Here is a 12,565-nt window from a genome sequence, read left to right on the forward strand (position 1 = left end):
CGTCTCAACCGTTCCCGTCTGGCGCACATTCCGTCGGTGGCGCGCTTTAACCTAGGGGCGTGCCGACCCACGTCTCGATTGACCACCCGCTGCTCGACGGTCTCAACACGCAACAGCGTGAGGCCGTGATCCACCATGGCAGTCCGCTGCTCATCGTCGCGGGAGCGGGGTCGGGCAAGACCCGGGTGCTGACGCATCGCATCGCCTACCTCCTGGCCGAGCGCGAGGTGCACCCGGGCGAGATCCTGGCGATCACCTTCACCAACAAGGCCGCGCGCGAGATGAAGGAGCGCATCGACAAGCTGGTCGGCCCCCGCTCCAAGCTCATGTGGATCATGACCTTCCACAGCGCGTGCATGCGCATCCTGCGCAGGGAGGCCAAGCGGCTGGGCTTCCCGTCGAGCTTCTCGATCTACGACCAGGCCGACTCCCAGCGGCTCATGGCGATGGTCTGCCGCGAGATGGAGCTCGACCCCAAGCGCTACCCTCCGCGTGCCTTCTCGGCGCAGGTGAGCAACTTCAAGAACGAGCTGATCGACTACGAGACCGCCATCGACCGGGCGGGCTCCCATCTGGAGAAGACCCTCGCCCAGGCGTACAAGGCCTACCAGCTGAAGCTGACCGAGGCCGGCGCGATGGACTTCGACGACATCATCATGAACACGGTGACGTTGTTCCAGCTCTTCCCCGACGTCGCCGAGCACTACCGCAGGCGCTTCCGCCACGTGATGGTCGACGAGTACCAAGACACCAACCACGCGCAGTACATCCTGGTCAGGGAGCTGGTCGGCCGCCCGTCGCTGCACACCGCCGACGGCGAACTGGTCAGGTCGGGCGCCGAGCAGTCGGAGCTGTGCGTCGTCGGTGACGCCGACCAGTCGATCTACGCCTTCCGCGGCGCGACCATCCGCAACATCCTCGAGTTCGAGCGCGACTACCCCGACGCCCGCACGATCCTGCTGGAGCAGAACTACCGCTCCACGCAGAACATCCTGACCGCCGCCAACGCGGTGATCTCCAAGAACGAAGGGCGCAAGCCCAAGAACCTCTGGTCGGAGCAGGGCGACGGCCCCAAGATCGTCGGCTACGTGGCCGACAACGAGCACGACGAGGCGGTCTTCGTCGCCCAGGAGGTCGACCGGCTGCACGACGACGAAGAGGTGCGTCCCGGCGACGTGGCCGTCTTCTACCGCACCAACGCCGCCTCCCGCGTGTTCGAGGAGATCTTCATCCGCACCGGCCTGCCGTACAAGGTCGTCGGCGGCGTGCGCTTCTACGAGCGCAAGGAGGTCAAGGACCTGCTCGCCTACCTGCGGGTCCTGGCCAACCCCAACGACGTGGTCTCGCTGCGGCGCATCATGAACGTCCCCAAGCGCGGCATCGGCGAACGTGCCGAGGCGATGATCGAGGCCTTCTCGACCCGCGAGCGCATCCCCTTCTGGGAGGCCATGCGCAGGATCGACGAGGTCTACGGCATGGCGGCGCGCTCGGCCAACGCCGTGCGCGAGTTCGTGGCGCTGATGGAGGAGCTGATCGGCAAGGCCGAGGGCATGCCGCCGTCGGCGCTGGCCGAGGAGGTCCTGGTCTCCACCGGCTACCGCGCCGAGCTGGAGACCTCGCAGGACCCCCAGGACGAGTCGCGGCTCGAAAACCTCAACGAGCTCGTCTCGGTCGCCTCGGAGTTCGAGGAGGCCAACCCCGAGGGCACGCTGGTGGAGTTCCTGGAGCAGGTCTCGCTGGTGGCCGACGCCGACCAGATCCCCGAGGCCGACGGAGGGCAGGGCGTCGTCACCCTGATGACCCTCCACACCGCCAAGGGCCTGGAGTTCCCGGTCGTCTTCCTCACCGCGATGGAAGACGGCGTCTTCCCCCACATCCGCTCGTTGTCGGAGCCCAAGGAGCTCGAGGAGGAGCGGCGCCTGGCCTATGTGGGCATCACGCGGGCGCAGAAGCGCCTCTACATCACCCGCGCCGCCGTGCGCAGCTCGTGGGGCGCGCCGTCGTTCAACCCGGCCTCCCGGTTCGTGGGGGAGGTGCCCGATCACCTGCTCGAGTGGCGCACCGATCCGGAGAAGTCCGCCTGGAGCGCCGCCACCCGGCGCGACACCCCGGCGCGTCCCGCTCCCGCGAAGAAGAGCTCGCGCGAGGTGCCTTCCCTGGTGCCGGGGGATCGGGTGTCGCACGACGCCTTCGGGCTCGGCACGGTCGTGGCCGTCGACGGGGTGGCGGAGAAGACGAAGGTGAAGATCGACTTCGGGGGCGGAGGCGAGAAGACGCTGCTGCTCGCCTACGCGCCGCTGGAGAAGCTCTAGAGCGGGGCCTTGACGGTCACCTTCTTACCCCACGACGAGAAGGTGATCGTGCTCCTGCCCTCGGGCCACTCCGTGGTGATCTCCTGGGGCAGGCCGTCGCGGCCGAGCTTGAAGAGGACGAGATAGAACATCTTGGCCTCCTTGCCGGTGGGGCGCTTGCCCTTCCAGACGCGGTACGAAGGCGAGACCTTCCAGATCTCGGCGGTGGGCAGGAAGCTGACGCGGAACGTGCCGAACTGCTTGTCCGCGTGCTTGATCACGGCTTTGAGGGTCGCGGGTTCGAGCACGTTGATCGGGCCGAAGAACGGCGACCAGCCCTTGTGGGGGCTCTTGACCCAGCCCGGGTCGGTCTCGCGGGTCTCCTGGTAGATCGCCTTCCCCACGCGGATCACGCCCTTCGACGCGCCGGGGTCGTCGATGATCTTCATGTCGAAGGCGGTGATGCCCGAGCGGTCGTAGGCGATCCTGCCCTTGCGTGAGCCGGTGAAGGCGCTTCCCGGCTGGTCCCTGTTCATCCAGCCGAAGTCGCCGTCCGTCTTCTCGGTGAAGGCGACGCCGCGCTTCGTCGCCAGCTCCTTGATCAGGGTCTTGACCGGGTCCTTGGGAGCGGCCTGGGCGGGGGCGGCGGTCAGGGCGACGGCCAGGGCCGCGACGACGGCGGCGAGGGGTTTCCACATGGCTCGCGATCTTGGCTCAGGATGGTCACGAAGTGATCTCGGGGTAATGTTCCCGCGTGAGTGTTCTGATTTCGGGTGGAGCGGGATTCATCGGCAGCACGGTCGCCTCGGCGTGCCTCGACGCCGGGATCACGCCGGTGATCCTCGACAGTCTGGTGACGGGGCGGCGGGAGTTCGCCGATGGGCGAGGGTTCTATGAGGGGGACATCGCCGACGGCGAGCTGATCGACCGGATTTTCCGGGAAAATCCGGATATCGAGGCTGTCATCCACTGCGCCGCGCTCATCGTGGTGCCCGACTCCGTCGCCGACCCCGTCGGGTACTACCGGGCCAACGTCACCAAGTCGCTCGACTTCGTCGACCACCTCCTGCGCAACGGGTGCACGCGCATGATCTTCAGCTCCTCGGCGGCCATCTACGCGGCGGGCGAGGACCTGACAGTCGACGAGGACTCGGCGCTCGACCCGCAGAGCCCCTACGCCAGGACCAAGGCGGTCTGCGAGGAGATGTTCGCCGACATCGCCGCGTCGCAGCCGATCAAGGTGCTCTCGCTGCGCTACTTCAACCCCATCGGCGCCGACCCCAAGATGCGCACGGGGCTGCAGCACGCCCGCCCCTCACACGCGCTGGGGATGATCATCCGGGCCTACCAGGAAGGCGTGCCGTTCCAGATCACCGGCACCGACTACCCGACGGCCGACGGGACGGGCATCCGCGACTACGTCCACGTGTGGGACCTGGCCGAAGCCCACGTCGCGGCACTGCGGCGGTTCGACTCGCTGCCGATGTCCGTGATCAACCTCGGGACCGGGGAGGGGACCACCGTGCGCGAACTGGTCGACGTCTTCAACCAGGTGGCCGACCGGCCGGTCGAGGTCGTCGAGGCGCCGAGGCGGCCGGGCGACGTCGTCGGGTCGTACACGCGGGTGGAGCGGGCGAGCGAGGCGCTGGGGTGGCGGGCACGCTACTCGGTGGCCGAGGGCATCCAGCACTCGCTGGAGTGGGCCGCGCTGCGGGAGTCTCGCCTGAACCTCTGAGCCTCAGACCACCTGGCCCGCCTTGATGACGTACGCCTTAGGCCGGGTGAGCACCGACAGGTCGCTCAGCGGATCCCCGTCGACCACCAGCAGGTCGGCATGCGCCCCCACCGCGAGCGTGCCGATCTGCCCCTCCATGCCCAGCAGCCGCGCCGCCGTGGCGGTCGCCGAGAGCACCACCGCGGCCGCCGGCTGCACCCGGGCGCGCAGGTCGAACTCCTGAAGCTGCGCCTCCCGCATCGGCCCGAGCAGGTCGGACCCGAACACGACGTTCACCCCCGCACGGTGCGCCCGCTCCAGCGCCGCCAGCCCGGCGTCACGCACCTCGGCGATCTTCCGGTACGACTCCTCGCCCAGCCCGAGCTCCCGCCCCCGCAGCGCGAGCTGCTCGTACGTCACGAGCGTCGGCACCAGGAAGGCGTCCCGCTCGACCAGCAGCTTCAGCGTCGTGTCGTCGAGCAGGTTCCCGTGCTCGACGCAGCGCACGCCCGCCTCCAGCGCCCGGTTGATCGCGCGGGCGTGGTAGGCGTGCACGGTCACGTAGCGCCCGGCGTTGCCCGCCTCCTCGACGGCCGCGCGGATCTCCTCCAGCGTGTACTGCACGGCGGACACCTCGTCGTGCGGCGAGGCGACGCCGCCCGAGACGGTGAGCTTGAGATGAGCCGCGCCCTTGCGCAACTCGTCGCGCGCCGCGAGCCGTACCTCCTCCACGCCGTCGGCGATGCGCGCGAACCCCGGCGTGTGACAGCACGGCCGGCCCTCCTCCGAGCGCGGACGCAGGTCGCCGTGGCCGCCGGTCTGCGACAGGGCCTTGCCGCCGTGGATCAGCCTCGGCCCGGGAACGAGCCCCTCGGCCAGGGCCTGCGCCATGCCGTAGTCGGCGCCGCCGACGTCACGCACCGTGGTGAAGCCGCGCCGCAACATCTGCTCGGCCGCGCGCAGGCTCCTCACCGCGGCGTAGCCGGGCGTCCACGTGGCGGCCTCCCGTGTGTCGAGCGTGTTGGCGACCAGGTGCACGTGCGCGTCGATGAGCCCCGGGAGCACGGTACGGCCGGCGGCGTCGATCACCCGGTGCTCGCCGGACGGCGGTGCGCCGGTGCCCGTGTCCACGATGCGGCCCCCGGCCACCTCGATCCAGGACCGGTCGCCGAGCTGGCCGGCGACCGGCTCCAGGGGATGCGCGTTGACGATCAGCAATCGGCTCATGCCGGGATTGTGTCAGGTCGCCGCTTTCGAGGCAGGAGGGGCGACGGTCGTGGACGGAGCCGTCGCGGTGGCGATCGGGGGTGCCGCGCACAGCCTGATCACGGAACCACCTGACCCCCGGCCATCGGTGCGGTCGCCGGTGCGTTCACCGACGGCGTGGGCAGCTCCGCCCCGTCGCCCTCCCACACCTGCTCGGCCGGAGGCGCCGCGATCGTCAGCTTGCCGCTCCACCCGCTGAAGCGCGTGTCCATGACGACGTCACCGTCCGCCCCGGAGGAGTACTGCGAGACCAGCCGCGTGGGCAGTCCGCGCGCGTCGAGGGTGAGCCGCCAGGAGATCGCCGTCTTCGGCTTGCCGAGCAGATCCCCGATGGAGGCGCGCAGCCAGGGCGAGCTCTGGTGGAGCCGGCCCAGCGTGATCGTGCCGCGGTAGCCGTACGACGTGCGTGTGGCGGTCCTGAGCAGGGCGGCGAGGGTGCGGGCCTCGGCGACGTTGATGAGCTGGCCGTAGATGCCCGTGACTCCGGCGGCGGGGCCCTTGGCGACCTTCAGCCAGGTCCGGTCCACGGGGAGGCGGGTGGAGAAGTAGCCGCCCGAGATGTACGAGGTCGTCCCGATCCGGATGGTCCGCTCGGGGGCGAGCATCCACCTGAGGGCGTCGTCGGTCAGGTCGGCGGCCTTGATCGCGAGCCTCGCCGTGACGTCGGAGGCCTTGATGCCGGAGGAGTTGAGGAGGAAGGCGCCGGAGCGGCGGGTGAAGACCGCCTTCGAACGTCCGGCGACGATGTGGGTGCGCTCGGTGAAGCGCACGCTGGTCTGCTTCTTCAGCGCCTTGAGGGGAGCGGGGGGCGCCGCCGCCTGCGCAGCCGCCGCCTGCGCCGGGGCCGCGGTCAGCAGCGCCGCGGCCGTGGCGAATCCCGCGATCAGTCGAGTCATCACGGGGGAAACGCTGCTGGCGCCCGGTATCGGTGAGGTCTCAGATGACGAAATGGGTATCAGACGGGCGGGCTCTTCATCGACGAAGGCGGCGACGCCCCGAAGGGACGCCGCCGCCGAACACTCACGACGTCAGTTGCTGGGAACCAGGTCGAACACCGGCGGCGGCGTCTCCGACGGGTGGTCGCCGCTCTCGCCGCCCTCCAGGTCCTTGGCGTCCGTGACCTGGTCCTTCGGCGGAGCCTGGATCTTCACCTTCCGGCCCCACTCGTAGTACTGGGTGTCGGTGATGCTGTTCATCGACCCGAGCACGCCGAAGTCGAGGACCATCTCCGAGCGCACGCGCGTGATCAGCTTCTTGCCGTTGAAGAAGATGCGGTAGTTGACCTTCGCCTTGCCGAGCGACTTGCCCAGCTCGGAGCCGACCAGGTCCTTGAGGGGCACGGTGCCGCGGTACTCGCCGGGCTTGCGCACCTTGGCGGCGGCGATGACCTTCTTCAGCATCTTCGGGTCGAAGATGTTGATCAGCTGGCTGGTGGAGAAACCGACCGCGGCGTCGGGGTAGCGCACCCAGCCGCTCGGCATGTCGGGCGTACCAGGCGCCTTGAGGTAGGTGTCGCCCTTGGTGTGGATGATCTGGATCTTCGAGTTGCCCTCGCTCAGCAACGACGCGCCGCGGAGCGTGAGGTCGTAGGAGTTGACCCCCTTACGGCCGAAGCCGACCACGCCGGTGACGCGGCTGGAGCTGCCGAGGGACTCGCCGTCGAGCTCGATGTACGACGTCTCCTTGATCTTGACGCCGCGGCCTTCGACATACTGCTTCTTCAGTGCCGTGAGGGGGGTCTCGGGGGCTGCATAGGCGGTGCCCGTGGTGAGAAGGGCGCTGGCTGCCGCGATGGCGACAGCGATGACGAAGCGTTTCACGAGGTGGATCATGCCGTACATCGGCGTTGGGGAGCGAGCGGGATATGTGAAGATCCTGTGCGGAAGTGTGAGGTTTCGGAATCGATGATCTTGACGGCCGGACTCGCCCCGGCCCCGTGAATCCTCCGCGCAAGTGAATCGATCGCGTCCAGAAAGTGAGATCACCGTCACATCGCGGAATAACTCGTCCCCGGTGACCAGGCCAGGTCTTGACAACGGCTAGGCTTCACTGGCGGAAACGCCCGGCACACGGGGTGGCCCGGGCCGTCGAACACTCAGTCGGACAAGCAAGGACGGACCCTCGTGGACCTGTTCGAACATCAGGCGAAGGAGCTCTTCGCGGACTACGGCATCCCGGTGCCGCGCGGCGTCGTCGCGTTCACCGTGGAGGACGTGCGCAAGGCAGCCGAGCAGCTGACCGGCCGCGTCGTGGTCAAGGCCCAGGTCAAGACCGGTGGCCGTGGTAAGGCCGGTGGCGTCAAGGTGGCCGATGACGCCAACGACGCCGTCGCGAAGGCGACCGACATCCTCGGGATGGACATCAAGGGCCACACGGTCCACAAGGTGCTCGTGGAGGAGGCCAGCGCGATCGCGGAGGAGTACTACTTCTCCTTCCTGCTCGACCGCGCCAACCGCACCTTCCTCGCGATCTGCTCCGCCGCCGGTGGCATGGACATCGAAGAGGTCGCGCACAGCACGCCGGAGAAGGTCGCCAAGGTCGCGATCTCTCCGCTGACGGGCGTCGACCGCGCCAAGGCCCGCGAGATCGCGGCGGCCGGGCAGCTGCCGGAGAAGGCGCTCGACGGCGCGGCCGAGCTGATCGAGAAGCTCTGGTGCGTCTTCGTCGACGAGGACGCCACGCTGGTCGAGGTCAACCCGATGATCCTCACCGCCGACGGCGACGTGAAGGCTCTCGACGGCAAGGTCACGCTCGACGGCAACGCCGAGTTCCGCCAGAAGGACGTCTTCGAGAAGTTCGCCGACAAGGCGGCCGAGGACCCCCTGGAGGCCGCGGCCAAGGAGAAGGACCTCAACTACGTCAAGCTCGACGGCAACGTCGGCATCATCGGCAACGGCGCGGGCCTGGTCATGTCGACCCTCGACGTCGTCGCCTACGCGGGTGAGCAGTTCTCCGGCAAGCCCAAGCCCGCCAACTTCCTCGACATCGGCGGCGGCGCCAGCGCCGAGGTCATGGCGGCCGGCCTGGAGATCATCCTCTCCGACCCGGCCGTGAAGTCGATCTTCGTGAACGTCTTCGGCGGCATCACCGCCTGCGACGCCGTCGCCAACGGCATCGTGGCCGCGTTCAAGCTGCTCGAGGACCGCGGTGAGGCCGTGACCCGCCCGCTGGTGGTCCGCCTCGACGGCAACAACGCCCTCCTCGGGCGGCAGATCCTGGCCGACGCCGCCCTCAAGGGCGTCGAGCTGGTTGACACGATGGACGACGCGGCCAAGCGCGCCGCCGAGCTCGCTGCGGCTGGGGTGTAATCGAAGTGGCTATCTGGCTCACCGAAAACAGCAAGATCATCGTCCAGGGCATGACCGGCGGCGAGGGCACCAAGCACGCCAAGCGCATGCTCGCCTCGGGCGCCAAGGTCGTGGGCGGCGTCAACGCCCGCAAGGCCGGCACCACCCACCTCGACCTGCCCGTCTTCGGCTCGGTCGCCGAGGCCATGGCGGCCACCGGCGCCGACGTCTCCGTCGTCTTCGTGCCCCCGGCGTTCACCAAGGACGCCGTCAAGGAGGCCGTCGACGCCGAGATCCCGCTCTGCGTGGTCATCACCGAGGGCGTGCCGATCCACGACACCACCGAGTTCTGGGCCTACGCGGTCGAGAAGGGCAACAAGACCCGCATCATCGGGCCGAACTGCCCCGGCATCGCCTCGCCCGGCGCCTCCAACGCCGGCATCATCCCCGCCGACATCACCACCGCCGGCCGCATCGGCCTGGTGTCGAAGTCCGGCACGCTGACGTACCAGCTGATGTACGAGCTGCGCGACTTCGGCTTCTCCACCGCCGTCGGCATCGGTGGCGACCCCGTCATCGGCACCACCCACATCGACGCCCTCCAGGCGTTCCAGGACGACCCGGGCACCGACGCCATCGTCATGATCGGCGAGATCGGCGGCGACGCCGAGGAGCGCGCGGCCGCCTACATCGAGCAGCACGTCACCAAGCCGGTCGTGGCCTACGTGGCGGGCTTCACCGCGCCCGAGGGCAAGACCATGGGCCACGCGGGCGCCATCGTGTCCGGCTCGGCCGGCACGGCGCAGGCGAAGAAGGAAGCGCTGGAGAAGGTCGGCGTCCGCGTCGGCAAGACTCCGTCCGAGACCGCGCGTCTCATGCGGGAGATCATGCAGGCCCGCTGATCGCCGCTCTTCCCGGTTCCTGGGCGGCGAGCCATTGTTCGTCGTCGAGACCGCTGCCGGAAAGCCCCGTGCGATCGCCGCACGGGGCTTTCCGCTTCTTCTGGGCCGTCCGGCGCGTCTTCCACCCCGTACGGCACGCATGGGTCACCCCCACCCGCCGGCCGTGGCCGGCGTCTGTCCAGGGAGACGCTCCGCCGGTGTGCGTGGCCGGGCGCCGTGACGCGACGGCGTCCGGGTCGCGCGCGGTCCTGTACAACTGGGGGTGCTCGGCGTAGGGGAAGCTGTAGCCATACCCGCCGTTCTCGTGGAAGAGCCAGGCATCCCCCTGTCCCGGCAGTCAGGAGCGCAAGGTGAACGGCCCCATCGACAAGATCGCCTGGATCCACCTGGAACATGGCAAGATCCTCAGCACGCGATCACGAGGCAGGAACGCCTACTACATCCCCGGCGGCAAACGCGATCCCGGCGAGTCCGACCTCGACACTCTCGTCCGCGAGATCGAGGAGATCGCCTGGCTGAGCTATGCCGACCGTGACCGTGTCTCCCCGGTCGACCAGATCATCTTCGATCACCTGCACCAGACCGGACAGCTTCACTGACGCGGCAGCTCCTTGCTCCTCGAAGCCGTCACCCCGACAGCGCAGCCTTGGTCTGCCGCGTGATGTCGTCCACCAGCACCTCCTCCTCGCCCTTCTCCACCGCGTCCAGCACCAGTTCCGCCACGTCCGCGGGTGACGTCTTGGGCAGTTCCACCCCGGCCGCCATGTCGGTGTCGATGAACGCCGCGTGCACCCCCACCACGCGTGTCCCCTGTCCGGCCAGCTCCTGCCGTACGCCGTTGGTCATCGCCCAGGCGGCGGCCTTGGAGGCCGAGTACGTGCCGAGGCCGGGCAGGGTGATCCACGACAGCACGGAGAGCACGTTCACGATGGTGCCGCCGCCGTTGCGGGCCAGGGTGGGGGCGAAGGCGCGGCACATGGCGAGGGTGCCGAAGTAGTTGGTCTCCATCTCGGCGCGGGCGGCGTCGGGGGAGGCGGGGGCGATGAGCCCGCTGCGCAGGCCGATCCCGGCGTTGTTGATCAGCAGGGTGACGTCGCCGCAGCGTTCGGCGGCGGCGGCGACGGAGGCGGGGTCGGTGATGTCGAGCCGGACGGGGACGAGTCGCGGGTCGGTCACGGTTTCCGGGTCGCGCGCTCCGGCGTAGACGGTGCGGGCGCCGCGCGCGAGCAGCGCGTGGGCGATGGCCTTGCCCAGTCCGCGGTTCGCGCCGGTCACGAGGGCTGTCCAGGCTTCCATAGGCTCTCCAAGGGTGAGTCAGTTGGAAAATCAAACCCAGTATGCCTCAGTGCAGAGCCTCGGGAGAATAGGACTTAGCGGGGTGTCGGCGAGTGCTCTTGACCCAATCCTTGAGAACATCGAACACTGTGACGGCCCTAATCGATCAGCTGCGGACCGCCCCCCGCTCGGTGCTCGGCAGAATCCCCGGAATCTCGGGCGACGACGACGAGAGCCGGCGGCCGCTTCCCGTCTCCGGGATGCTCGCCGCCGCGATGACGCTCGGGGTCGGTCTGGCCGCGCTCACGACCATGACCCTGATCGGCTGGATCGCCGCCCCGGGCAGCACCGCCCTGGGCAGCGGCCTGCCGGGGGTGTTCAGGACCGCCGCCCAGATCTGGCTGGCCGCCCACCACGCCGGCTTCGCCATCCCCGGCGGCCGGGTGGGCCTGCTCCCGCTGGGCCTGATGATCCTTCCGGCGGTGCTGCTCTACAAGGCCGCCCGGTGGATGGCGAGGGACGCCGATCTGCGGTTGCGCCTGCCCGCCCAGCTGCCCAAGAACAGCCCCAAGGAGCAGGCGGGAGCCCGGCGCAAGGCCCAGCTGGTCCTGGTGGCGCAGGCGGGCGTCTCGCTGGCCGCGCCGTACGCCCTGCTGGCCGGGCTGATCGCGCTCGTGGCCAGCAACGACGTCACGCAGCCGTACCTCGGCGAGGTCCTGGCCAGCCACTTCCTGCTCGCGTTCGCGTGCGGCGCGCTCGCGACCGCCAGGACCATCGGCCCGTTCCGCTCGATGCTGCGGCTGCTGCCCGAGCGGGCCCGCGCCGTCGCCCTGGGTACGGCCACCGCCACCGCCCTCATGCTGACGGCCGGCCTGCTGCTGGTGCTCAGCGCCCTCCTGGTCAACTTCCGCTCGATCGCCGAGCTCACCTCGCAGCTGTCGCCCGGTTTCGTCGGCGGCGTCATGCTGCTGCTGATCCAGGTGCTCTACCTGCTGAACGCCGTGGTGTGGGCGATGGCCTACATCGCGGGCCCCGGCTTCGCCGTCGGCACCGGCACGCTGGTGGCGCCGACCGGCGTGAACCTGGAGCCGATGCCGCTGCTTCCGCTGCTCGGCGCCCTGCCCGACAGCGGGCCGGCGCCCGCGTGGGCGATGGCGGTCGTGGCGCTGCCGTTCCTCGCCGGAGCCGTGGCGGGCGTGGTCGTGGTGCGGGTCGCCCCGTCGCCGTCGTACGAGGCCGCGCCGTTCTGGGGGCTGGTCACCGGCGTGGCGACCGGCCTGACGGCGGGTGTGCTGGCGGCCCTGTCGGGCGGCCCGATGCGCGGCGAGCAACTGGCCGCGATGGGCCCGTCGCCGTGGGAGGTGGCGCTGTCGGTCGCGCTGGAGGTCGGCGTGGCGGCAGGACTGTCGGCCGGTCTGGCCAACTGGATGCTGCTCTACCGCGACGCGCGCAAGGAGCCGGGCAAGGTGGCCAAGGCGGGCGCCGCCATCGCCAGGGCGGCGAGCAAGGTGGGCCTGGCCGAGAGCGACTCGGCCAAGCCGCTGCCCGGCCACTGGATGGACGCCACCGAGGCCGACACCCAGGCGATCCCCGTCATCAGGGACGACTGGATGGACGAGCACGCCTCGGCGGCGGCCGAGGTGCAGGCCCAGTCGCGCCGCCGCGACATCGTCGACGAGACCGACGACCGCGGCGGCCACGTGATCTACATGGACCCCTACGCCTGGGACAAGGACTAGACGAGTAAGTCCTAAGTCGGGTTAGTGGTCGTAGGCGATCAGCGAGCGGGTGATCGGCTGGCCTGTATGGCGGTTGTGCCAGATCGCGGCT

The 12,565-nt window shown here is 69.5% G+C and carries 11 protein-coding genes; 6 read left to right on the plus strand and 5 right to left on the minus strand.

What is annotated here, in order from left to right; genetic code table 11:
- The first annotated feature begins 59 nt into the window (after positions 1-59).
- Positions 60-2,312 carry a DNA helicase PcrA gene (gene pcrA / locus HNR30_RS43140; RefSeq protein WP_312895046.1) on the plus strand — a complete coding sequence of 751 codons (2,253 nt, stop codon included), beginning with the start codon at positions 60-62 and terminating at the stop codon, positions 2,310-2,312.
- Here pcrA and HNR30_RS43145 read toward each other — a convergent pair.
- Positions 2,309-2,989 (minus strand): hypothetical protein, encoded by a 681-nt coding sequence (locus HNR30_RS43145; protein WP_181615994.1) that lies wholly within the window; start codon positions 2,987-2,989, stop codon positions 2,309-2,311. The genes pcrA and HNR30_RS43145 overlap by 4 nt on opposite strands.
- A 56-nt stretch (positions 2,990-3,045) precedes the next feature.
- On the opposite strand from HNR30_RS43145, the gene galE reads away from it, so the two are divergent.
- Positions 3,046-4,026, plus strand: a complete 981-nt coding sequence (galE, locus tag HNR30_RS43150; RefSeq protein ID WP_181615995.1) for a UDP-glucose 4-epimerase GalE — start codon at positions 3,046-3,048, stop codon at positions 4,024-4,026.
- A gap of 3 nt (positions 4,027-4,029) precedes the next feature.
- On the opposite strand, the gene HNR30_RS43155 is transcribed toward galE, so the two are convergent.
- The 3 genes from HNR30_RS43155 to HNR30_RS43165 all read right to left on the minus strand — a co-directional run bounded on the left by HNR30_RS43155 (position 4,030) and on the right by HNR30_RS43165 (position 7,091).
- Complete coding sequence (locus tag HNR30_RS43155; RefSeq protein WP_181615996.1) at positions 4,030-5,232, minus strand: metal-dependent hydrolase family protein; 1,203 nt, start codon at positions 5,230-5,232, stop codon at positions 4,030-4,032.
- 98 nt (positions 5,233-5,330) lie between these two features.
- Entirely contained in the window at positions 5,331-6,170 is an 840-nt protein-coding gene (locus HNR30_RS43160) for a hypothetical protein (RefSeq protein WP_181615997.1), read from the minus strand.
- Between the two features lie 129 nt (positions 6,171-6,299).
- Positions 6,300-7,091: a hypothetical protein gene (locus HNR30_RS43165; RefSeq protein ID WP_181615998.1), complete on the minus strand. Its 792-nt coding sequence runs from the start codon at positions 7,089-7,091 to the stop codon at positions 6,300-6,302.
- Positions 7,092-7,394: 303 nt separating this feature from the next.
- Between HNR30_RS43165 and sucC the strand changes: the two genes are divergently transcribed.
- The 3 genes from sucC (at position 7,395) to HNR30_RS43180 (ending at position 10,059) form a co-directional block, all read left to right on the plus strand.
- On the plus strand, positions 7,395-8,579 hold the full coding sequence (gene sucC, locus HNR30_RS43170) for an ADP-forming succinate--CoA ligase subunit beta (RefSeq protein WP_181615999.1): 1,185 nt from the start codon (positions 7,395-7,397) through the stop codon (positions 8,577-8,579).
- 5 nt (positions 8,580-8,584) lie between these two features.
- The gene (gene sucD / locus HNR30_RS43175; protein WP_181616000.1) at positions 8,585-9,460 is read left to right on the plus strand and encodes a succinate--CoA ligase subunit alpha; all 876 of its coding nucleotides are present in this window, start codon (positions 8,585-8,587) and stop codon (positions 9,458-9,460) included.
- A gap of 350 nt (positions 9,461-9,810) precedes the next feature.
- Positions 9,811-10,059: an NUDIX hydrolase gene (locus tag HNR30_RS43180; RefSeq protein ID WP_312895047.1), complete on the plus strand. Its 249-nt coding sequence runs from the start codon at positions 9,811-9,813 to the stop codon at positions 10,057-10,059.
- Positions 10,060-10,087: 28 nt separating this feature from the next.
- On the opposite strand, the gene HNR30_RS43185 is transcribed toward HNR30_RS43180, so the two are convergent.
- Complete coding sequence (locus tag HNR30_RS43185; RefSeq protein WP_181616001.1) at positions 10,088-10,756, minus strand: SDR family oxidoreductase; 669 nt, start codon at positions 10,754-10,756, stop codon at positions 10,088-10,090.
- Between the two features lie 128 nt (positions 10,757-10,884).
- Here HNR30_RS43185 and HNR30_RS43190 point away from each other — a divergent pair, with 128 nt between their 5' ends.
- A complete protein-coding gene (locus HNR30_RS43190) occupies positions 10,885-12,474 on the plus strand; it encodes a cell division protein PerM (RefSeq protein WP_181616002.1) in 1,590 nt (529 codons plus the stop codon).
- Positions 12,475-12,565 lie beyond the last annotated feature (91 nt).

Source organism: Nonomuraea soli, from assembly GCF_013761175.1.
In the GTDB taxonomy this organism is placed as follows: Bacteria; Actinomycetota; Actinomycetes; order Streptosporangiales; family Streptosporangiaceae; genus Nonomuraea; species Nonomuraea soli.